The organism is Thalassospira lohafexi, from assembly GCF_002844275.1.
In the GTDB taxonomy this organism is placed as follows: Bacteria; Pseudomonadota; Alphaproteobacteria; order Rhodospirillales; family Thalassospiraceae; genus Thalassospira; species Thalassospira lohafexi.
Genome location: NZ_NXGX01000003.1, coordinates 352,452 through 374,289, shown reverse-complemented (window position 1 = coordinate 374,289; position 21,838 = coordinate 352,452). Strand labels below are relative to the sequence as shown.

General features: G+C 53.0%; 25 protein-coding genes. 14 read left to right on the top strand and 11 right to left on the bottom strand.

What is annotated here, in order from left to right; genetic code table 11:
* Position 1: 1 nt before the first annotated feature.
* Complete coding sequence (locus COO92_RS08740; protein WP_022733648.1) at positions 2 to 826, bottom strand: pyruvate, water dikinase regulatory protein; 825 nt, start codon at positions 824 to 826, stop codon at positions 2 to 4.
* A 686-nt stretch (positions 827 to 1,512) separates the two neighbouring features.
* Here COO92_RS08740 and hemE point away from each other — a divergent pair.
* The 3 genes from hemE (at position 1,513) to hemJ (ending at position 4,452) form a co-directional block, all read left to right on the top strand.
* On the top strand, positions 1,513 to 2,547 hold the full coding sequence (gene hemE, locus COO92_RS08735; protein ID WP_101301426.1) for a uroporphyrinogen decarboxylase: 1,035 nt from the start codon (positions 1,513 to 1,515) through the stop codon (positions 2,545 to 2,547).
* 240 nt (positions 2,548 to 2,787) lie between these two features.
* Positions 2,788 to 3,897, top strand: coding sequence for a ferrochelatase (gene hemH, locus COO92_RS08730; RefSeq protein ID WP_101301424.1), 1,110 nt, complete (start codon positions 2,788 to 2,790; stop codon positions 3,895 to 3,897).
* 126 nt (positions 3,898 to 4,023) lie between these two features.
* Positions 4,024 to 4,452: a protoporphyrinogen oxidase HemJ gene (hemJ, locus tag COO92_RS08725; protein ID WP_101301422.1), complete on the top strand. Its 429-nt coding sequence runs from the start codon at positions 4,024 to 4,026 to the stop codon at positions 4,450 to 4,452.
* A gap of 112 nt (positions 4,453 to 4,564) precedes the next feature.
* Here hemJ and secB read toward each other — a convergent pair whose 3' ends face one another.
* The gene (secB, locus tag COO92_RS08720) at positions 4,565 to 5,056 is read right to left on the bottom strand and encodes a protein-export chaperone SecB (protein WP_101301420.1); all 492 of its coding nucleotides are present in this window, start codon (positions 5,054 to 5,056) and stop codon (positions 4,565 to 4,567) included.
* A gap of 322 nt (positions 5,057 to 5,378) precedes the next feature.
* The gene (locus COO92_RS08715; protein ID WP_101301419.1) at positions 5,379 to 5,975 is read right to left on the bottom strand and encodes an FxsA family protein; all 597 of its coding nucleotides are present in this window, start codon (positions 5,973 to 5,975) and stop codon (positions 5,379 to 5,381) included.
* 352 nt (positions 5,976 to 6,327) lie between these two features.
* Between COO92_RS08715 and COO92_RS08710 the strand changes: the two genes are divergently transcribed.
* From COO92_RS08710 to COO92_RS08700, 3 genes are all read left to right on the top strand, one after another.
* Entirely contained in the window at positions 6,328 to 7,032 is a 705-nt protein-coding gene (locus COO92_RS08710; protein ID WP_101301417.1) for a Tim44/TimA family putative adaptor protein, read from the top strand.
* A gap of 262 nt (positions 7,033 to 7,294) precedes the next feature.
* The gene (gene mltA / locus COO92_RS08705) at positions 7,295 to 8,572 is read left to right on the top strand and encodes a murein transglycosylase A (RefSeq protein ID WP_101301416.1); all 1,278 of its coding nucleotides are present in this window, start codon (positions 7,295 to 7,297) and stop codon (positions 8,570 to 8,572) included.
* Entirely contained in the window at positions 8,569 to 8,898 is a 330-nt protein-coding gene (locus COO92_RS08700) for a Dabb family protein (RefSeq protein ID WP_101301414.1), read from the top strand. The genes mltA and COO92_RS08700 overlap by 4 nt, the downstream gene beginning before the upstream one ends.
* Positions 8,899 to 9,111: 213 nt before the next feature.
* Here COO92_RS08700 and rlmN read toward each other — a convergent pair whose 3' ends face one another.
* From rlmN to COO92_RS08670, 6 genes are all read right to left on the bottom strand, one after another.
* The gene (gene rlmN / locus COO92_RS08695; protein WP_101301412.1) at positions 9,112 to 10,392 is read right to left on the bottom strand and encodes a dual-specificity RNA methyltransferase RlmN; all 1,281 of its coding nucleotides are present in this window, start codon (positions 10,390 to 10,392) and stop codon (positions 9,112 to 9,114) included.
* Between the two features lie 294 nt (positions 10,393 to 10,686).
* Positions 10,687 to 11,175, bottom strand: coding sequence for an invasion associated locus B family protein (locus tag COO92_RS08690; RefSeq protein ID WP_240626377.1), 489 nt, complete (start codon positions 11,173 to 11,175; stop codon positions 10,687 to 10,689).
* Positions 11,176 to 11,487: 312 nt separating this feature from the next.
* A complete protein-coding gene (locus COO92_RS08685) occupies positions 11,488 to 12,006 on the bottom strand; it encodes a hypothetical protein (protein WP_133125053.1) in 519 nt (172 codons plus the stop codon).
* Positions 12,007 to 12,070: 64 nt separating this feature from the next.
* Positions 12,071 to 12,568: a bactofilin family protein gene (locus COO92_RS08680; RefSeq protein WP_240626376.1), complete on the bottom strand. Its 498-nt coding sequence runs from the start codon at positions 12,566 to 12,568 to the stop codon at positions 12,071 to 12,073.
* 298 nt (positions 12,569 to 12,866) lie between these two features.
* Positions 12,867 to 13,547 (bottom strand): EI24 domain-containing protein, encoded by a 681-nt coding sequence (locus COO92_RS08675; RefSeq protein WP_022733663.1) that lies wholly within the window; start codon positions 13,545 to 13,547, stop codon positions 12,867 to 12,869.
* 504 nt (positions 13,548 to 14,051) lie between these two features.
* On the bottom strand, positions 14,052 to 14,747 hold the full coding sequence (locus COO92_RS08670; protein ID WP_101301409.1) for a LolA family protein: 696 nt from the start codon (positions 14,745 to 14,747) through the stop codon (positions 14,052 to 14,054).
* A 237-nt stretch (positions 14,748 to 14,984) separates the two neighbouring features.
* On the opposite strand from COO92_RS08670, the gene gshB reads away from it, so the two are divergent.
* Positions 14,985 to 15,929, top strand: a complete 945-nt coding sequence (gshB, locus tag COO92_RS08665) for a glutathione synthase (protein WP_101301407.1) — start codon at positions 14,985 to 14,987, stop codon at positions 15,927 to 15,929.
* Between the two features lie 64 nt (positions 15,930 to 15,993).
* Here the strand turns inward: gshB and COO92_RS08660 are convergent, their stop codons facing one another.
* Positions 15,994 to 16,299, bottom strand: coding sequence for a cupin domain-containing protein (locus COO92_RS08660; protein ID WP_101301405.1), 306 nt, complete (start codon positions 16,297 to 16,299; stop codon positions 15,994 to 15,996).
* A gap of 254 nt (positions 16,300 to 16,553) precedes the next feature.
* Between COO92_RS08660 and COO92_RS08655 the strand changes: the two genes are divergently transcribed.
* The 4 genes from COO92_RS08655 to COO92_RS08640 all read left to right on the top strand — a co-directional run bounded on the left by COO92_RS08655 (position 16,554) and on the right by COO92_RS08640 (position 19,677).
* Positions 16,554 to 18,059, top strand: a complete 1,506-nt coding sequence (locus COO92_RS08655) for an alkaline phosphatase D family protein (protein ID WP_101301403.1) — start codon at positions 16,554 to 16,556, stop codon at positions 18,057 to 18,059.
* 44 nt (positions 18,060 to 18,103) lie between these two features.
* Positions 18,104 to 18,745 (top strand): glutathione S-transferase, encoded by a 642-nt coding sequence (locus tag COO92_RS08650; RefSeq protein ID WP_101301401.1) that lies wholly within the window; start codon positions 18,104 to 18,106, stop codon positions 18,743 to 18,745.
* Positions 18,746 to 18,832: 87 nt separating this feature from the next.
* A complete protein-coding gene (locus tag COO92_RS08645; RefSeq protein WP_022733669.1) occupies positions 18,833 to 19,066 on the top strand; it encodes a hypothetical protein in 234 nt (77 codons plus the stop codon).
* A gap of 116 nt (positions 19,067 to 19,182) precedes the next feature.
* A complete protein-coding gene (locus COO92_RS08640; RefSeq protein WP_206186381.1) occupies positions 19,183 to 19,677 on the top strand; it encodes a GNAT family N-acetyltransferase in 495 nt (164 codons plus the stop codon).
* Positions 19,678 to 19,689: 12 nt separating this feature from the next.
* On the opposite strand, the gene COO92_RS08635 is transcribed toward COO92_RS08640, so the two are convergent.
* Positions 19,690 to 20,181: a MarR family winged helix-turn-helix transcriptional regulator gene (locus COO92_RS08635; protein ID WP_101301399.1), complete on the bottom strand. Its 492-nt coding sequence runs from the start codon at positions 20,179 to 20,181 to the stop codon at positions 19,690 to 19,692.
* 120 nt (positions 20,182 to 20,301) lie between these two features.
* Between COO92_RS08635 and COO92_RS08630 the strand changes: the two genes are divergently transcribed.
* The 3 genes from COO92_RS08630 to COO92_RS08620 all read left to right on the top strand — a co-directional run bounded on the left by COO92_RS08630 (position 20,302) and on the right by COO92_RS08620 (position 21,732).
* On the top strand, positions 20,302 to 20,778 hold the full coding sequence (locus COO92_RS08630) for a VOC family protein (RefSeq protein ID WP_101301397.1): 477 nt from the start codon (positions 20,302 to 20,304) through the stop codon (positions 20,776 to 20,778).
* 64 nt (positions 20,779 to 20,842) lie between these two features.
* A complete protein-coding gene (locus COO92_RS08625) occupies positions 20,843 to 21,280 on the top strand; it encodes a YybH family protein (RefSeq protein ID WP_101301395.1) in 438 nt (145 codons plus the stop codon).
* Between the two features lie 44 nt (positions 21,281 to 21,324).
* On the top strand, positions 21,325 to 21,732 hold the full coding sequence (locus COO92_RS08620) for a VOC family protein (protein WP_101301393.1): 408 nt from the start codon (positions 21,325 to 21,327) through the stop codon (positions 21,730 to 21,732).
* The last annotated feature ends 106 nt before the right edge of the window (positions 21,733 to 21,838 follow it).

The following is a 21,838-nucleotide window of genomic DNA, read 5'->3' as shown; positions in this document are numbered from 1 at the left end:
TCTAATGACCGCGCCGGTCATACATGGTCGCCATGATCATGGCAGCCGTTTCTTCGATGGAGCGGCGGGTTACATTGATAATCTTCCAACTGCGATCGGTAAAATAGCGCCGCGCCTGATGGACTTCATCACGCACGGCAACCGGGTCGACATAATCCCCGCCCTCGCCGCGGTCGATTTGGCGCAGGCGGTTTTTGCGGATCGACACCAGCTGATCGACATCCTTGATCAAACCAACAATCAGCGGCTTTTTAAGCTGATCAAGATCGGGCGGCAGCGGACAGCCCGGCACAAACGGAATATTGGCGGTTTTGATGCCGCGATTGGCCAGATAGACCGAGGTCGGGGTTTTTGACGTGCGCGAAACACCAACAATCACCACATCGGCTTCTTCCAGATCCCAGCCAGACTGCCCGTCATCATGCGACAGGGTGTAATCAATGGCCTCGATCCGGCTGAAATATTCCTCGTCCATTTTATGAAGTGCGCCCGTGCGGCCGCGTGATTGCTGCCCCAAATAACCGGCCATCATGGTCACGGTATTATCAAGGACGTGGCTGTGCGGAACTTGTAAACGGCGACAGCCTTCTTCGAGTTTGCGGCGGATTTCGCTGTCAAACACGGTGTAAAGGACAATGCCCGGATTGCGTTCAATATCGGCCAAGACGCGCGCCAGCTGGGCGTCGGTTCTGATCAGCGACCAGACATGTTCATGGGCCCGGACATCAGGAAACTGGGCAATACAGGCCCGTGCCACCCCGTCAACCGTTTCGCCGGTGGAATCGGAAACCAGATGAAGATGGAAAATTTTATCTGTTTCGGCCATGGCCCATCCGTCTTTTGGCGATTTTTAGCGATGCAAGCACGTAGTTATCCACTTTTTGCCGCCCAAGCGATTTTTGCACTCTTTATTTTAGGTGTTCGATATTTCGATCACTAGACGGATGGATAAGGCATATTCGTCCAACCCGGAGTTAGGGGTACGGAGTCGCCCCTGTGGATTAATGTGGATAACGGGTGCGACTCCGGGTCCATTTTTTCCACAGGATTTATCCTCCCCGTCATACAAAGTTTCTCATACCCTCTGTCCCGAGCGGGATAACTGATTATTTTTTCCCGTAATAGCAGGGATAAAGAGGCAAAAACCAGCTTTATCCACGTTATCCCCACTCTTCAAAACGAGCTTATCCCAAGGCAGAGTCTGGGAGTCGTTCGGAGTCGTCCCCAGTTTTCCCCAAGACCGCTTGAGATGGATCATTTTTCCCGAGTCGAATTGTGAATAAACTGTGCGTTAAATTTAATCCCTGTTATCCACAGGTATCCACCTACAAACAACATCCTTTTTAATTAAATAAGGGTTTGGTAGGCAGAACGTGGAAAACGTCCCGGCCAAGGCCACAGGACAAAATTAACGGGGTCAGAAGATCAAAATCTGAGCCACGGGCACTGAGCCCGGGGGTCAGGCCTTGGTCAGCGATAAAAACCGATCGGGACAGAGAAACAGGAAACCAGATGCCCAATTCGAATAAGACTTTCTTGCGTGCCCTGAATGGTGAAACACTGCCGGTGCCACCCATCTGGCTGATGCGCCAAGCCGGTCGCTATCTTCCGGAATACCGTGCGACACGTGCCGAGGCAGGGTCGTTCCTTGATCTTTGCTACAATCCTGATCTTGCCTGCGAAGTCACGTTGCAGCCGCTTCGGCGCTATGACTTCGATGCGGCAATTCTGTTCTCCGATATCCTCGTTATTCCGAAGGCACTTGGACAGCATTTGGCCTTCAAGCAGGGTGAAGGCCCACAGCTTGAGCCCATCCGTGATGCTTCAGGCCTTGGCAGATTGTCGATTGATGGCATTCATGCATCGCTTGGACCCATCTATGAGACCGTTTCAAAGCTTTCTGACGCCATTCCCGACCATACCGCCCTCATTGGGTTCGCAGGAGGTCCGTGGACCGTGGCGACCTATATGGTCGAAGGCAAAGGCAGTAAGGATTTTGCCAATATCCGTCGGTTTGCCTATGGCGATCCCAAAGGGTTTGACCAGCTGATTGATATTGTGGTTGAGGCGACAACGCAATATTTGCTCAAACAGGTTGAGGCCGGGGCGGAATGCATCCAGCTGTTTGAAACCTGGGGTGGCGTTTTGTCGGAGAACGGCTTTAAACGCTGGGTGATTGAGCCGACCAAAAAGATTGTCGCCAGTTTGCGCGCCGTTCATCCGGATTTGCCGATCATTGGCTTTCCGCGTGGTGCCGGATTGCACATGATTGATTTCAAGCAACAAACAGGTGTGACTGCGGTTGGGCTTGATAGTGGTGTGCCGTTGAAATGGGTCGCGGAAAACCTTCAGAAGCTTGGTCCGGTGCAGGGTAACCTTGATCCGATGTATTTGATCACTGGTGGTGATGAGATGATTGATGAAACGCGCCGTATCCTTGAAACGTTGAAAAACGGGCCGTTTATTTTCAATCTTGGCCACGGCATTACCCCGGAAACCTCGCCCGATAATGTCGATAAGTTGGTGAAATTCATCCGTAGCCAATAAGACCTGCACGCAGTTATTTCAGCCGTCCGGCGATGAATGGACTGAAATAACTGCGTTTTATTTTGTGATTTTTGAAATCAATCAAATCGATTGGAAAATTCAATGCGTATAGTGGGTTAATTCCGTTGCGTCCGCGGCTTGTTTGACCAGAATAGGCCTTTGGAGCGGGACGGGTTTATCCAGTGATCAAGATTTCCAGTTTGTCGGGAACTGGTCAAAACGCCATGAAGGATACGCCAAATGTCCGAAACGACGCGTAAGAAACGCGCTATTGTTCTTTTCAATCTCGGTGGGCCGGACAGCCCGGAAGCGGTCGAGCCGTTTTTGTTCAATCTGTTCAATGACCCGGCGATTATCAGCCTGCCGAACCCGTTTCGATATTTGCTGGCCAAATTGATTTCGCATCGGCGCGCGCCGGTCGCACAGGAAATCTATGCCCATATCGGGGGTAAATCACCACTTCTGGAATTGACCCAGGAACAGGCAGATGCCCTTCAGGCGGCGTTGAATGCCGATGAGGGTGATACCAAGTACGAAAATCGCTGCTTCATTGCCATGCGCTATTGGAAGCCGTTTGCCGATCAGACGGCTGCCGAGGTCAAGGCATGGGGCGCGGATGAACAAATTCTGCTTCCGCTGTATCCGCAGTTTTCAACCACGACCAGCGGATCGTCGGTCAAGGATTGGAAACGGGCGTGCCATAAGGTGGGGCTAAGCGCGCCGATTAAAACCGCGTGTTGTTATCCGACCAATCCGGGCTTTATCGATGCCTCGGCCGAGATGATCAAAACCGGTTATGATACGGCGGTGGCAAAGGCCAAAGAACTTGGTATTGCCGCTCCACGGTTGTTGTTCTCAGCCCATGGTGTGCCCAAGGCGGTGATCACCAAGCGCGGTGATCCCTATCAGTCGCAGATTGAAAAAACCTCTGCCGCGGTTGTTGAGAAACTCGCGATTGAGGGCCTCGACTGGAAGGTTTGCTATCAAAGCCGGGTTGGGCCGATGGAATGGATTGGTCCGTCGACCGAAACCGAGATCGAGCGAGCCGGCAAAGAAGGTGTCGGGCTTGTGATTGTGCCGATTGCCTTTGTCACCGAGCATTCCGAAACGCTGGTTGAGCTTGATATCGAATACGGCGAACTGGCGCATGAGAAAAACGTGCCGATCTATGAACGGGTCCGCACCGTGTGCTCACATCCGAAGTTCATTAACGGGTTGGTTTCGGTTGTGAAACAAACGCAAGTTGAACTCGATCAAAACGGATCGGATGATTACACGGTTGAAACGCGCGGTTGGTGGTGCCCGGACGAACATTCCTGTGCAGTTGCCAAGCAACCTGGCGGCGCATAAGCACAGACATCGTTAAAAATAAGGCCGGTTACCGCTTAGGAACCGGCCTGTTTGCTGATATGGTTTTGGTATCCCGAAGATTACGACAACCATCCCACCCGCAAACGTCATTCAGAGAAGAGAGAGATGGACAGTTACAGCGTTATCAAATCCCTGCATGTCATCAGCATTATTTCCTGGATGGCGGGGCTGCTTTATTTGCCGCGTCTTTATGTCTATCACTGCGAAGTTGCACCCGGCTCGGAAGCCAGTGAGAAATTCAAGGTGATGGAACGGCGTTTGTTGCGCGCCATCATGAATCCGGCGATGATCGCGTCATGGATTTTTGGCGGTTATTTGATCCATGCAGCCGGTGTGATGACCGAAGGCTGGTTCCACGTCAAATTGCTGTGTGTGGTTCTGATGACGGTATCGCACATGATGCTGGCGCGCTATCGCCGGGCGTTTGAGGCCGATGCCAATACCAAATCCCAGAAATTCTTCAGGATTTTCAACGAAGTCCCGACGATCCTGATGGTTATCATCGTCTTTATGGTGATCGCACGTCCGTTCTGATCACACTTTTGGACCCGGTACTTTCGGTCGGCAGTGGTTATTTATTACGATATTAAAATAAAAAGGCCGCCAGATTGGCGGCCTTTGTTTTGGTATCGTACCAAATAGAGGATCAGGCATTGCCCGCAGGCTGGCCGTCCATCTGTTTGGCGAATTTCTTACGGAAAAGATCAGCAAAATCAATCTGCTGCATCATCAGTGGCGGGAAGCCACCATCGGCGGTCAGGTCTGATACGATTTTGCGCACATAGGGGAACAGAAGACGCGGCACTTCGATCATCAGAACTGGCAGGCGGTGCTGTTCTTCGACATTGAGCGTCACAACGGCACCATACTGAAGTTCGGCAATGAAGGCGACCTTATCGGCAACGTCGGCTTTGACGTTGATTTTAAGGGTCACTTCATGAAGCTTCTGATCCTGGGTGGTGCGGGCTTCGACATCGACATCGATGTTGATTTTTGGCTGCTCCTGAAGGGCAACGCTTTCCGGTGCATTCGGATTTTCAAACGAAAGATCCTTGATGTACTGGGTATGGATCGTAATCGGATTTGCCGCGGGCTTCTTTTCGCCGCCCTGCTCTGCACCAGTGGTATTCTCGGCCATTAAGTTTCGCTCCCATTAAAGTCGGTCTTGATCAGAAATAAGCCATTCAGGCCCGAAGGACAGAGCACACCGCAAATTTGTGTAAATGTGGCGTTCGATATTGAACAATACCGGCTGAAATGCTTGTTTCTGACGCCGCAACCCTGCGGCAGATGATCTGGGGTAGCATGTCTTAACCATGCGGGCAAGCCAATCAGATGCCGTCTAAAGCCCACGGTTCTGCGGTTCTACCGGGCAATCATCGATGCCGCCATGTCAAAACCGGGCGATGGCCCGGAAATGACAGGCAACATGCTGTTATGGGATTGGTCTTGTGATTTTCTTATGAATTGTGCGGGGGCAAATTGCGCGGACCCTGATCGGGATCGTTGCTGTCCTTTTTGTCGCGATCTGATGAGGACGGGTGATCATCGGGGCTGACATCTTCGAAGTCGCCATCAATGATCGGTCCTCTGCCCGGACGACGGGAGTTTTGACCGCCGCCAGCGCGGCCTGAGCCGCCCGGATGACCAGCGCCACCAGCGCCACCGGGTCCGCCGCCAAAGTTCGTGCGGATATTGCCCGACTGGACCAGCTTCATGATCAGTTTGGCGCCGACAACCTGACGGAGCGGCGGGATCAGAAGCAGGAAGCCCATGGTATCGGTGACAAAGCCCGGGGTGAGGAGCAACACACCGGCCACCAGAATGCAAATCCCGTCAAACATCGCGCCGATGGGCATTTCACCCTGATCCATCTGGCTTTGTGCTTTGGCCAGCGTTTGCAATCCCTGAGCACGCATCAGTGTGGTGCCAAGAATTGCGGTCAGAATAACCACACCAATGGTCGGCCACAGACCGATGACTTCGCCTGCCTGAATAAATACGGCGATCTCGATGATCGGCATGGCGACAAAGATGGCCAGAAAATACACGCCCATTATTGCTCCGATATTTGGGGAATGACCCGCTTGTTGGTTCGACATTTGCGGCGGATGTCACCGCCAGATCATGTTCATCTGAATAATTATTACAGAAAACAACTTGGATTTCAGTTATTTCCGATTAATCTGCTATGCTCTGTAGATAACTAATTGTCGAACAATTAAATATATAACGCGACGAAATTACGGCAGTTTGCCCGTAACAGACATCTTCGAGGGTGAAGATGATCACATTTAAGGTGTGATGATTGGTTGCCCTTGCATTTGGTTGGGTTCATACCATTTCTCGTCCACGGTCGTTTTGTTAAACGCGACCTTTTTGAAACCTCAAAGATCAAGAGTCCGGATCTTGCAATATTTCGATATTTTTCTTTTCGCTCTGATCGCTGTTTTTCTCGTGCTGCGTTTGCGCGGTGTTCTTGGCCGTCGTACCGGCAACGAAAAACAGAACCAGTCCGATGTCTTTGGCCGTCAAAAGCACGAAGACAATGGCAGCACCGCCCAGAATGGCGCTGCGCCGCAGACCGATAACGTTTATCGCCTGCCGGATTCTGAAAACGCAGACGCGCAGTCAGATGTTCCATCTGGGACGTTCGCAACGTTGCAGAAAATTCAAAAGGCTGATCCGAGCTTTACCCAGCAAGATTTCCTGAATGGCGCGCGCATGGCGTTTGAAATGATTGTTGAGTATTTCGCCAAGGGCGACAAGGACGCGCTTAATCCGCTTCTGTCGGCCGAGGTTTACAAGAATTTCTCTGCGGCGATCGATGCGCGCTCTGAAAAGGGTGAGCACGAGGAAACGACGCTGGTCGGAATTAAAAGTGCGACGATCCATGATGCCAGCTTTGAAGAGCGTACGGCGTATGTGACGGTCAAATTTGTTTCCGAAGAAGTCTCGGTCATTCGCAATGCCGAAGGCGACGTTGTTTCGGGCGATCCCAATCAGGTGGTTGAAGCCGAAGACCTTTGGACGTTTGCGCGCAATACGCAAAACAATGATCCGAACTGGCAGCTGGTGGCAACCGAAACCCCGGAAGACGAACCGTCGGCGTAATCTGACGAGCCGTCGCGTAACCGGTTACATCCAAACACACGATATCAGGCGACCCGCATCAGACGGGTCGCCTTTTTTAATCGGCCACGTGTTTAATGGGCCACGTGGAAATCAGCTTTTTATTGCGGTTTGGCGGCAAAACATTCGCCCGGGATTATCGGCTTGTTAAACATGTTTCTGGAAAATCGGACTGGCGTGATGTTGTGTCTTCGCAACAGCGCGGGTTTCGTATTTTTGGCCTTTGCATTTAACGGGTTCCATCTTGAAAAGACGTCTGGTTCTGTCGCGCAGCCTTTCCTTTTTGTCGATTTTTGTCGGGGTGATATGTGCCCTTGTGTGGATGTTTTGGCCCGATATCAGCGGGTTGATCACAGAAACGGAGAAAGAACCGGCCCCACAAAAAGATGAATTGACCCTGCGCGCGGTGCCGTATGGCCAACTTGATGGCTGGCAACGCGATGACATGCGCGGATCGGTCCGTGCGTTTCAGCGGTCATGTCGGGCGATGGTCCGCCGCGACGATGACCGTGGGGTTGGGCCAGATGCCCGTATGGGGACGATTGGCCAGTGGCGCGGGCCATGTGAGACCGCGCTCGCACTGGATGCTGATACCCTACGCAAAGACGACGCACGGGCGTTCTTCCAAAGTGATTTTACCCCGTATCTTGTCGGCAATGGCAAGACATCCGAGGGGCTGTTTACCGGATATTATGAGCCGGAACTGCGCGGCAACCTGACGCGGGACGGCAAATATCAGACAGCGATCTATCTAAAACCTGATGACATGGTATCGGTCGATCTCGGCGAGTTTAGCGACGAGCTTAAAGGCAAAAAGCTGGTCGGGCGTCTGTCGGGCAGCAGTTTGAAACCCTATTACGACCGGGCTGAAATCGAAGGCGGGGCGCTTTCGGGGCGCAATCTTGAAATGGTCTGGGTTGATGATGCGGTCGATGCGTTTTTCCTGCAAATTCAGGGATCGGGACGCGTGGTTTTACCCGATGACAGCGTATTGCGGGTGGGCTATGCCGCGACCAATGGCCAGGCCTATTACGCGATTGGCCGTGAATTGATCGAGCGCGGGGCGTTAACCCGTGAAACCGTGTCGCTTCAGACCATCCGAAAATGGTTGCATGACAATCCTGATGAGGCCGATGCGGTGATGAACACCAATGCATCCTTTGTGTTTTTCCAGCCGCTTAAAACCGATCCCGATGATCCCGATGCCGGGCCGCTGGGATCGCAAGGCGTGGCACTTGAACCGGGCCGGTCGCTGGCGGTGGATCGCCGGTTCCATGCGATGGGTGTTCCGGTGTGGCTGGAAACGTCTGATCCAATGAATGCGGATCGCACGTTTCATCGTTTGATGGTGGCACAGGATACCGGCGGGGCCATTCGCGGGCCGGTGCGCGGGGATATCTTCTTTGGCCCGGGGGATGACGCGGCGTTGTTTGCCGGACATATGAATAGAACCGGTCAGAAATTTGTGTTGCTGCCCAAAACCATTGATCCGGCCAGTTGGCCAAAAAAGGTTCCGCAATGATCCGCCATGTTGTCCTGCTGCAGTTTTCTGGTGTTACAAAACCCGATGACATCAAAGACGTTCTTGGGGCAATCAAAGCCAATGCTGTGGCGACACCGGGTATGGTCGGGTTTGCGGGGGGCAAAAACCTGCAAGGTGGTGGGCTTAATCAAGGTTTCACGCATTGCTACACGCTTGATTTTGTCGATGCAAAAGCGCGTGACGCCTATCTTGACCGGCTTGATAATGACGAAACCTGCTGGCGGCTTTCTGATATGACGGTTGGCGGACTTGGGGGTATTTTGTCGATGAATATTGATGTCACGGACATCACATCATCTGAGTAAGTACCGGACCTTTTTAAATAAAATTAATCTGATCAAGATGTTTTAAAACATCTTGATCAAGTATTTTGTTTATTATTTTAGCCTTTAAACTGTGATTATCTTTGCATCAAAATCGTTAAATCGTGATTTAGTGCAGATTGCAGATACGAAAAACACCGGAGGCGATGTGCCGTCCGGTGTTGATCTGTGTGGAAGCTCTTTTGGCGGGGGGCCTTATTGGGCGGCAACCACACCTTCGTCGCTGTCACCCGATTTGGCACAGCCACCCGCACTTGCGCCAACGCGTGATTTGCGCTGACGCTGGCTTTCGGATTTGAGCTGACCACAGGCAGCGAGAATATCGCGCCCGCGCGGCCAGCGGATTGGGGCTTCATAGCCGTTATCAAGCAGAATCTGGGCGAACTTCTTGATGTCATTGGTCGGCGTGCATTCGTAATCCGACCCCGGCCATTTGTTGAACGGGATCAGGTTGAACTTGCAGTGAACGCCTTTGACCAGTTTGGCCAGTGCGCGGGCATGTTCGGGCTTGTCATTGATGCCCTTGAGCATGACATATTCCATGGTGATCGGCCGCGAATTGGACATGCCCGGATAATGCCGGCAGGCATCCATCAATTCCTTAAGCGGGTATTTTTTGTTGATCGGCATGATTTCGTTGCGCAGGTCGTCTTCGGGCGCATGCAGTGAAATCGCCAGACCAACACCAAGTTCTTCGCCACAGCGCACGATTTCAGGCACCACACCCGATGTCGACAGCGTCACACGGCGGCGCGAGATGGAAATGCCTTCGCCGTCCATGGCAATGCGCAGCGCATCGCGGACGTTTTCATAGTTAAACAGCGGTTCGCCCATGCCCATCATCACGATGTTTGACAGACGGCGAATACCGTTGGACGGGGTTGGCCATTCGCCATAACTGTCACGCGCAATCATGAACTGACTGACGATTTCACCCGGTGTCAGGTTGCGGACCAGAAGCTGGGTGCCGGTGTGGCAGAATTTACAGGTCAGCGTGCAGCCGACTTGCGATGAAATGCACACCGCACCGCGGTCTTCGTTGCGATCCGGGATATAGACAGTTTCGGCTTCATTTCCGTCGTGGAACTTCATCAGCCATTTATGGGTGTCATCGGTACTTTTCTGATCGGCCGTCAGCACCGGACGCCCGACATAGAAATCCTGTGCCAGACGATCGCGCAGTTTCTTGGAAATGTTGGTCATATCCTCGATGTCGGTGACACCGCGGTAATAGACCCAGTTCCACAGCTGTTTGACGCGGAACTTGCTTTCGCCCATGGCGGCCATCAGTTCGGTCAGTTCTTCGCGGGGGATGCCCACCAGATCGCGACGCCCGTCGGCTGCCTGCCCGTTGGCGGCGCGCGTGACGAAGTCGGACAGCGAAGGACCGGTGGTGCCGGACGTGCCAGTGCCAGACGTGCCAGTGCTGGCGTCGGCTGGAAGTGCGGATGCGTTTTCAGTCAGGACGTCGGTCATCCCGGTCTCTCTCTTGGTTCTGGTGGTCGTGTGTCATGTTGCTATCTGGTGATTTCGCCGATCACGCACAACGTGCCTTGTGTTTTCGTGATCATAGCAGAAAATCGATCAGAGCGCGTGCGCGGGCACGCAAAATCCAAATGCAATGAACTCAGCCCCGCATATAGCGGGGCTGAGCCAATTTAGAAATGATAAATTTCACATTGCAGCCATCGCGCATGCGCAATCACGGTTGCAATATGTATCGCAGAAGGTGAACCCCTGCGTTTATCTAGCCTGACCCCTAAGCTGTGCCTAGTTCACCGGCTTGACGCTGCAAGCCTTTGAAATCGCGTTATAGGCGGCAGTAAACCCGGACAATGAATAGGTGTCTGTGGTTTTGGTGTCACGCGATGAGTAGCCGACAACAACCATCGTTGATCCGGCTTTCATGGCCTTGATCAATTTCTGATCGCCTTCGCTGGTCGAGGCCCATGCGGAATCATCATGGGTAAACAGCTTGAAGGATGTGGAATCGATTCGGAGATCCACCTTGCTATCAGACTTATAGGTATAGCCGGTGATGAAGCTGACTTCGTTGAGAAGCTTAAGCGACGGACGATGGGTGACCATCGCGTAAATCCGTCCACGTTGGGTATAATCACCTTTTGCCGAGGTTGGCTGACTGCCCATATAGCAGACTTTTTGGCCTTTCTCGGAATAGGTATAGGCTTCCCACTTGCCGAAGACATCAATCAGCTTGGGAGTGTTTTGGGCCTGTGCGCTGGTGACAGGGACTGCCACGCAAAAAGTGCTTATCAGCGCGATAAAGGCAGCAGCCAGCGAAGTTCTGACGAGACGATGGGCGTGTTTTTTCATGAGGTCGCGTATCGTGTCTAGAAGTTTCGGGACGGGCCCTTAGGATCTGTACGCAATGGACTGTTCTAAAACGTGTTTAGCCATTCAATTGCGTACAGACCCTAAAGGACCATGACTGGACGAATAAAGTCGCCTGATGTGGCGAATTTATGAGGTTGCTTATCGACCCTGCCAACAAAAGGTAAATATTCAACCAAGGAAATCAGATCGTATCGGCAAAATCGATCACACAAGACGTTATCCGCGCGAAAGACGTTGTTTCCGCACCTGATCAAGACAGTCCTGGATGGAGATTTTTTCGTTCCCGCGGCGCATTCGGGCCAGCATATGATGCAATTCGCGGTCATCGGTTTTGGCATCTGACTGTGCAGCGGGCGAAAAGAACATATCAAACGAACATTCATCAGACCGATATTGCCAGACGCGGATGTCACCTTCGCCGCGCATCAGTTCCGGTTCGCCGACTTTTTCCAAAACAGCCTTTTCCGACAACCCGGTAAGCGTTTCGGCCGCGATGGGTTTAAACGGAATGGCGGCTGTTTTTTTCGGAGTGGTTTTGGGTTTTTGCGTTTGGCTACGGCGCGGGACGTCTTGTGTGATCGATTTTGTCGATCTGCCGGCCACGGTCCCCGTTTTGGGACCAGATACAGTGCTGGTTGCTGTCTTGCCGTAGCTTGTATTGGTGGTGCCCGGTGGCACTGCATTTCCACCACACGCGGTGAGCGTTGCGCCGATCACGGCCAGAAGAAACACCACCCCGAAGGCACGCCAGGCATGCGTTCGGGGCTGGGTTATATTTGATCGCACTGCGAACACGGGATCAGGAATCGTCCGATTTGCGCGGAATGGTGATTGCCGCACTGTTGCCGCTGCGTGACGTGCCATCATCGCTGCTTTCGACGTAATCAAGGCTGCCCTTGATGCGTGCGCCATTTTCGATCTGAAGCGCGCCATAGGTGATTTTGCCGCTGATTTCAGCCGAGCCAATGATCACAACGCGGCGTGCGTTCAAATCACCGTCAAATTTTCCGCTGATTTCGGCTTCGTCAACCTGAGCTGAACCGACAAAGGTGCCGCCGTTGGAAATTTCCAAACGTGCGCAATCCTTGATCTGGGCTTCAACGTGTCCTTCGACGACCAAAACGTCGCAAGAACCGATTTCGCCAGCCAGACGGATATCACGACCAACTGTCAGCTTTTTGCCGTCGGAATTGTGACTGGCGCTGGCTGGGCGTCCTGAGCTGCCGCGGGTTGGAATCTCAAGCGGGCGTTTTGGGATTTCCGGGCGGAAGCTGGTGGAGTGCGGTTTACTGGACATTTGTGGTTCATCCTTTGTACGCGGCTTGCTGAAAAGCTGCGGCTCAGTACGTTTTTCTGTTTTTACGGCAGGGCCGGTATTGACGCTATTTTTGTTGGCGACGTCAGAAGACTCGATCTTGGTCTCATTGTTTGCCGCGGAAAGAGCACCTGACTCTCCTGAGGGAGATGTATCTGACGAAGCCGGACGGCTGTCGACTGTTTTGTTGGCTTTTTTCTTTCCAAACATTGGATGACCAGATCCTTTGAGTCTTTGTTTCGGTATTTCGGCGCGCGGTCCGACAGCAATTTGCAGAACGTCAGACCGCAGTTTCCGGGACATATGTTCCCAGGCGAACAGAGTAATGAACCATAAAGGCCGTGGCGATAATCGGTGCGACCAGATTGACCAGCGGAATTGTCATTAAAAAGGTCAGGCCGACACCGGCAAGCCATAGCTTTTTCTGGCGGCTTTTGCGGATGGCCTCAACCGTGCGCGCATCATAACGGCGTATGGCGACCAGTTCAAAATATTCACGCGACAGAAGGTAACCGTTCATGCCGTAAAAGGCGATGATATAGACCGGTCCCGCCAAAAGCAGCGGCAATATCAAAATGTTAAGGGCCAGTGCGGTTGCGGCAAATTTCAGACCGCTGATCAGGGCCTCGCTGATGGGTTGCGGGCGGGTTTCGGGCAGGGTCGGGTAATGTTTGTCTTCGACCGCATCGGCAATCTGATCGAGCAGAAGGCTCGAGATCAGGACCGTGGCTGCGGGAAACAACAGGACAACAAGCACGGCAAGGCCAATGCCAAGAATCCAGTCGGCGGCACTTTCAAGCCAGCCACCATCGGCAAAGAAGGTGATCGAACTCAGTCCGAACCAGATCAGAAGCCAAAGACCGACAATGGTTGCCAGCGCGCCAGCAACACCGATCAGCACGACCTTGCGGAAACGCGGGTCGGAGAATTGCGCGACGGATTTCATAAAGTCATTGATCATCGAACGTGTCGGTCCTGTGTCTTCAGTTGGCGGAAAATCTCGCCACGAGGGAATCATGCCTTAAAGTAGTAGGCAATGAAAATTAACAGCGCGTGAAATCTATTGCCTGTGCGGGAAATTTCTTTGGCCATTTTTATGCGCAAACCGTCATATCGTTCGGGTTGGGCAAAAAAAAGGCGTCCGGCCAGGGGGGAAGACCGAACGCCAGCGCTCCGTTAATCTGGAGCGTGAGGACAGGTAGGGGAGACCTTATCCTCACACCGGGTTCCATTCATTTATCAGGAACCTTGTGACAGTCTTTCATATAGGGATCAGAGCCGGTTTCTGCCAGATATCCCAGGGCCCAAACGCAAGATTTTTTGCCGTTTGCGGCGATTTGATCAGGATAGGCAGATCGTTACGAAACCCTAATGTCTGCAAGGGTTTGAATCACATCATTTTACGGTTTGACCAGCGGCTTTGCGCTCATCAGATCGTGATCGTCAGGTGATGAAAATTTTCGGGTTAGTTGCGCTGATTTGGCCAGATGCGATCAAATTTGAACAGCTCGGGATCAAGTGAAACGTGCTCTTCGGTGTTGAAAAGGGTCACGGTGGTTTCGATCCCTGTCGGGTCGGTGACGATCCACTGGCGCAACTGCATCGGGCTTTCGGCAAACACCAGGGTCACACTGCCCGCCCCCGGATCGGATTTACGCACCAGTTCGACACGAATGGTTTCGGCCGTGCGGCGGTAATCAACGATTTTAACCTTGTCGGTCAGGGAAATGTTTTCAGCCAGAATGATCCCGGCGGGGGTTTCATCAATATCGAAATAGGTCGGAGCGTTGATTTCCTTGTCATAGTAAATGAAATCATGCCCGGTCGAGACCAGCAATATCTGGGCTGGCGGGTTATATTCAAACCGCATTTTGCCCGGACGTTGCATGTAAAGCTTGCCCTCGGCGGCCCCGCCATCCGATGAAATCTGAACAAAATCAGCCCGAAGAGTGGTGATATCGCCCATATAGGTTTCGATCTTTTTGATCATTTCCGGGCTGATATCAGCAGACTGCGCATGGGCGGCATTTGGCAGCAAGGTCAGACTTGTGATCGCGCCAAGTCCGATAGCGGCACTCAGCACAGAGGCGGCCATCAACGAACGGGATTTCTTGCCGAACGTATGAAAAGCGGTCTGCGAGAATTTGGAGAAAAACGTCATATGCCTGTCTTGCCTGCCTGATCTTCGGAACAAATATCTTAACGCGATTGCGGAACATGAATGGCAGATGATAAAAATCCTGCCAAATGAATACCCACAAGAGCGAATAACATATCGCATCATTTGGCCGGGAAGGCCAGCCGGGTCAAGCCGTGCCCGCAAATGATCACAATTGGCGGCTTTGTGCCGTATTTGCGACATGGCTGATACAAACCGGTGAAGAGGAGAACGCATTTCATGAGCCGTATCGTTGCCATCCAGATGGATCCGATTGAATCCATTGATATCAAAGGCGATTCGACCTTTGTGATGGGCCTTGAGGCCCAGTCACGCGGATATGATCTTTTGCATTATCATCCCGACGACATGTTTTATGACCGGGGCCGGGTTCTGGCCGAAGTCCGCCCGATGACCTTGCGTTATGAAGCGGGCAATCACTATGAGCTGGGCGATGCCAGGATCATTAATCTGGCAAAGGAAACCGATGTTATCCTGATGCGTCAGGATCCGCCGTTTGACATGAATTACATCACAGCAACCCATTTGCTTGAATCCATCCACCCGGAAACCTTCGTGGTCAATCATCCGGGGCATGTGCGCAATGCACCGGAAAAGATTTTTGTCACCGAGTTTCCCGACCTGATGCCGCCGACCATGATCACGCGCTCCGCCGCCCGGATCAGGGATTTCCGCGAAGAATACAAGGACATCATCGTCAAGCCGCTGTTTGGCAATGGGGGGGCGGGTGTGTTCCACCTTAAACCCGGCGATGAGAACTTAAATTCCCTGCTGGAGATTTTTGCCGCCCAGTCGCGTGAACCATTGATGGTGCAGGCCTATTTGCCCGATGTGCGCAAAGGCGACAAACGCATCATTCTGGTCGATGGCAGGGCGGTTGGCGCGATCAACCGCGTCCCGGCCGAGGGCGAAGCACGATCAAACATGCATGTTGGTGGTGTGGCGGTAAAATCGATGCTGACCGACCGCGAACGCGAAATTTGCGAGCGGATCGGCCCGGAACTTAAAAAGCGCGATTTGATCTTTGTCGGGATTGACGTGATTGGCGATTACATGACCGAAATCAACGTCACCTCGCCAACCGGGTTGCAGGAAGTGAACCGTTTTGACGGATCAAAGCTTGAAAGCCTGATCTGGGATGCGATTGACAGTCGGCTGGCATAGGTTCAACCCGCAGGCGACGCTATTTATTGAGGGCAGGTGCAATTGGTACCTGCCCTTTTTTTGGTTATTTGGCGGTAGGTTTGATTTCGACTTCGACAAAGGTGAAGGCAAACGTGTTGTCGTTAATGACATTATGGGCAACGCCGGTTTTACGGGCATAAGATTTCCCGGCGGTCAGCGGCGATGTGACGATGGTGCCGTCGTGCATTTCAATGGTCAGATCACCGGTGGTCATCGGGACAACGACATAGTCCATTTCATGGACGTGACCGCCGGTTTCCGCACCCGGGGGAAAATGCCATTCGGTCACGCGAACGGTATCGTCATCGACCTGAACGGTCGGGATTGCTTTGGGGCGTTGTGAAGCCAAGGGCGTTCTCCTCAATGTCACGGCCGGTTGGTATCTTGATGTTCGTAGCGTAAACGATTGCCCTTGCAGCTCAATCACTGAATTTGAGGATGTACATCCGTGAAGCGAGTTTTGGGCGACGTGATCAAGGTCGCTTGCCCTTTTTTGTGCATGTTGTTCTGGTGTGATTGCGCCATCCAAAAGGCAACGCTGGAACCAAAACCCGTATCAAGCGTATGATTTAAGAGCATCTTTGGCCAAGGTAACAGGACCGCATGACAGAAAATCAGGTTTCCACACCTTCCCGTGACGGTCTGTTTGGCCCGTTTTTGTTTGCGCGTGGCAGTGATGGCACAACCACCCGGTTGGCAGCCCTGATCGTGGCACCCGAGGGGGCCAAGGTACCGGAATTGCGTGCAATGGGGCGTGACTTGGTCACGCCGGAAAAACTGGCAACCCTGTTTGGCCGGTCTTACTGGCGGTTTGATTTTGGCCTGCCAGCAATTCCTAATGCGAATTATAGTTTCGGAAACGAAACATACCATGTTTGTGCCGAAATGGCATCGGATTTACACATCGGATTTGTGTCGTGCAACGGGCAGGAAGACGGCGATCTTGACCGGCCGCTTGAGGAACGCAATGCGCTTTGGAGTGACCTTGCTGATCAGCATGAAAAGCGGCCCTTTTCGCTTTTGCTGCATGGTGGGGATCAGATTTATGCCGACGGGGTCTGGCAGTGCCACCCGGAGATTATCGCCTGGAACAAGGCGCGGCGTCGGCAAAAGCTGGCAACCGCCTTTTCCGATGAGATGCGCGATGCGGTTTTGAAATTCTATCTTGATTATTATCTGACGATCTATGACCAGCCGCAGATCAGCCACATGCTCGCACGGGTTCCGTCGCTTATGATGTGGGATGACCATGATATTTTTGATGGCTGGGGCAGTCACAAGAAATGGTTCCAAGGGGCAGCGGTGGCGCGCGGTATGTTTGCCTGCGCACGTGAGGCATTCTGTTTGATGCAGCTTGGTACCAGTGCCGATGGGCGGCCAGATGGCCTGTCTGATGGTCTGCCTGACACCGAGCCCGATTGTCTGCCCGACATGGTGCTTGACCGGTCGGGCAAAAGTCTTGCGTGGAAGGTTGATTTCCCCGGGATGACCGTGATCGCGCCAGATTTGCGATCTGAACGGACACCGGAAGTCATCATGGGCGATCATGGCTGGCGCGATATTGCCCCGGCCCTTGAGAGCATTCCCGAGGGCAACCGCATTTTGCTGATGTCGAGCGTGCCGGTAATTGGTCCGCGTTTGTCGCTGGTGGAATTTTTCCTGTATATGATGCCCAGTGCCCAGAAATACGAAGATGACCTGCGTGATCAGTGGCAAAGCCGTTGGCATCGCCGCGAATGGTGCCGGTTCCTTGAACTGCTTGAACGTATTGCCAACGATCATGATCACGAGATCACGATCGTGTCGGGTGAAATTCATGTCGCCACGCGGGGCACTTTTGAAACCATGGGCAAAACCATCCATCAACTGGTGGCATCGGGCATTTCCCATACCGCCCCACCCAAGGCATTTGCGCGGGCATTGGGATTGCTGGCCTGGATCGGTGATCATCCGTTGCCTGAACGCCCGACAAAGTTAAAACCGCTGCCCGATCGCAAAGGTGTCTATTGTGCGGCGCGAAATTACCTTACACTGACCCGTAAAGGTAAGAACTGGGATGCGAAATGGCATCTCGAAGGGATTGGCTGGACACCGGACCTTAAGGTCTAGGAGGACGCCCGGATCAGGGCAGATCACGGCAAGGGGCTTTGACGATGCAGCTTTATTATGCGCCAACATCACCATTTTCGCGCAAGGTGCGCGTGGCTTTGCGTGAATTGGGTCTGGAAAAACAGGTGCGTGAAATCCTGATTGATCCATGGACCGATGATGCGCTTCGCGCACACAATCCTTTGGCCAAGGTCCCGACATTGATCCTGCCCGATGGCATGGCGGTGTATGAGTCTGCGGTGATTTGTGATTACCTTGATCAGGTTGCGCGTGCTTCCGGGGCGTCGGATGGCATCATTCCGCAAGACGGTATCGCCCGGCTGAATGCGTTGAAATGGCAAGGACTTGCCGATGGCATGATGGCGGCGACCGGGCGGCTGTTTGCCGATGCCCAGCGCCCCGAAGATGATCGTTCTGATTTCGTAATGGAGCGACAGGCGCAGGCTGTTCAAAGCAGCATCGATGCGATTTTGGACGGGTTGGCGTCTTTGCGGACCGAAGATGCGCATCTGGGCACCTATTCGGTTCTGGTGGGGCTGTATTATATTGATTTTCGCTGGCCGGACCGGCGGTTTGACATTCCGGTGCGGGTGCGCGACTGGATGGCGATCATGTCTGAACGTGAAGCGTTTACCGAGACCGTTTTTCACCTGCCCCATGACACCGATGCGAAGTCAATTGATTGACGCCTGCGCATCGGTTAAAGCCATCGCGAACCAAGCCAGATTGCGTTATGATGTGGTTTACCCACTTAATCGATGAAAAGAGCCTGTATGACCGAACCGACGATCACCAAAGGAATGCGTGAACGGGCCTGGATCCGTGCCGACAAGATTGACGGTGAAGATCCCCGCGAAGTGCGTAAGCACAAGGAAAGCGGCATCACGATGAAAAAAGAAAGCTTTGGCAAGTTTCGCAATTTTGGCTGGACTGTGGTCAACGAAGAAGCTGTTCCGTGCCGCAAGGAATTCCTGCCGCCGCGTGATGGCAGCACATCGGACGAATAGGGTCTGACCGATTGTGATCGGGCGTGATCGTTCGGGCAATTGACAGATCAATCAGGGAACGGCGCAATGGACGGGTGTCTTTTGCGCCTTTTTTGATGATTGACTGGACCAGCCCGATGCGTAGCCGATCTGTGATGTCAGGTGATGCAATTGCCTTTGTGCCACTTGGCGATGTCGCCCCTGATGTGGTGATTTCCCATATGTCTGATCCGCGCATGGGTGTTCACATGCCGCTTTTGACAGGTGCGTGGGGTGATGATGATTACGTGCGGTTCAGGGCTGCCAAGGATGCCTGTTGGCAGCGCGACGGGCTCGGTCATTGGGCGATCCTGCATGACGGGAATTACGCCGGATGGGGCGGGTTTCAAAAAGAAGGCGATGAATGGGATTTCGGGTTGGTGCTGCGGCCTGATTGCTTTGGGCTGGGCATGATGATTACGCGCAAGGCGCTTGCCTTTGCCCGATCCGACCCGCGCATTCCCTTTGTCACCTTTCTGCTGCCGCCGTCGCGCACGAAACTGGGGGCCTTGCGGCGCATTGGTGCCCGTTTTGTTGGTCCGGTGGACCATGACGGGAAAGCGTTTCTTAAATATCGGCTTGAAACCGCGTAAGACGTTGGAAACCTATTTTTCCGATTCCTGCTTTGGTTCCTGAGACAGACTGATCAGATCCGCCAACAGTTGTTTTGGATCTGAATGGGCCACCAGTCCTTCAAGGTCCCGCTGGGTTTTTTCCCAGACGGGAAAGGCGCGCGCGAGAAGGGCCAAGCCATCCTCGGTCAGTGTGAGCAAACGGCCCCTTTTATCTTTTGGGTCGGGATTAATTGCCACCAGACCGCGCCGTTCAAGCGGTTTGAGGTTGGCGGTCAATGTGGTGCGATCCATCGCCAAAAGGTCGGCGACATCCTTCATATGCGGTGGATATGGCCGGTTCAACGACATCAACAGCGAATATTGCCCGCTGGTCAGGTCAAACGGACGAAAAGCATCGTCAAACCGTCGCGCAATGGTGCGTGCCGCCCGGCGCACATGCAGGCACAGGCACGAGTCCCGCACCATCAGGGTATCGGCAAACGGTACGGGTCTATCGCTGTGGTTGAAATCTTTTTTTGACATGAGATTATTATGTTGATATCAACGTATTTGTCAAACGGGAATACAATAAAACACTCATCAACCACCCGGTTTGACCGCTTTGATCAAGTGCCATTTGTTTTGTGGCAAGGAGGATGCCCCATGCAGCAAAAGATTAGCCCGTTTCTATGGTTTAATGGCTGTGCCGAAGATGCCGTCAATTTTTATGCGTCTGTATTTGCCGAGGCAAAGATCGGCAAGACCATGCGCGCAAGCAAAGCGGGGCCCGGCCCGGAAGGCAGTGTTCTGACCATTGGTTTTGAACTTTTTGGCCGAAAATTTACCGCTTTTAATTTCCCAACCGATTTCAAATTCACCGAAGCAGTTTCCTTTGTTGTCGAGTGCAAGGATCAGGCAGAGGTCGATTATTACTGGGACTGTTTGTCCGAAGGCGGGGAGCCGCGTGATTGCGGCTGGATCAGGGACCGTTTTGGCGTTTTCTGGCAAATCACCCCGACCCGCTTGATTGATTTGATGACCGATGCCGACCCGAATGTCGCCGCCCGGGCGGCGACAGCGATGATGACCATGCAAAAGATCGATATCGCAGCACTTGAGCGTGCAGTTGCCGCGCCGTAAGGCCCGGAAATACACACAAGAATACTTTTCAGTCCCCTTTCGCCACCAACCAAAGGACCGTCTGATGAAAAATCCGACCAGCAAGGATTATCAGGAGATCAAAGACGTTTTTGACCGCTGGATTGATGCGGCCAGCGCGCGCGACCTTGATGCGATCATGGTGCTTTATCATGATGATATATGTTCTTATGACGCGGCCGGACCGCTGCAATTTAACGGTCATGCCGCGTACCGCGCACATTGGCAACGCTGTATGCCCGATCAGCGCGAGATGATTTTCCAGTCACAGGAACCGGTTATCCGTGCGTCAGGCCATCTGGCGGTGGCGCATTTTCTGATCCGTTGTGGCGTGCGTGAAGCCGATGGCAGCGAACAGGCCAGTTGGATGCGGGCGACAAGCCACCTTGAAAAGCGCGATGGGCAATGGCGCATCGCACATGAACATTTTTCCGTGCCGTTTGATCTTGAAAACTGTGAGGCCCAGTTCGGGTTACAGCCGTAATTTTACATCCACCACACTTGCGATTTTCACAAAGGAATGCCCCAATGAAAGTTATCAGCTACCTCAACTTTGATGGAAATTGCCGCCCGGCAATGGAGTTTTATAAATCCGTTCTGGGTGGCGAACTGATCGCCATGCCGTTTGGCGATACGCCGATGAGCAAGGACATGCCCGATTTTGCCGATAAAATTGCCCATGCCTGTTTGATGGGGGATGGCTGGCACATCATGGCATCCGATTGCCCGCCGGAGCATTTTACCGCGATGCAGGGCATGAATATTTCCGTGCATTTCCCCGATGCGGCGGAGGGCAAACAGCTTTTTGACAAGCTGGCCGAGGGCGGCACCGTGGTGATGCCGTTCGAGGAAACCTTCTGGTCCAAGGGGTTTGGACTGGTGAATGACAAATTCGGCACACCGTGGATGGTTAATACCGACTACGCGCCAGAATAGTCGGTCGTAAGTTTCGGGGGTAAGTTGACCATTAAGCCCCTGTCACCCAACGATATGTTGCCTTGATCCCCATTTCCCGTCAAAGTGATACAACTAGGGGTTATGG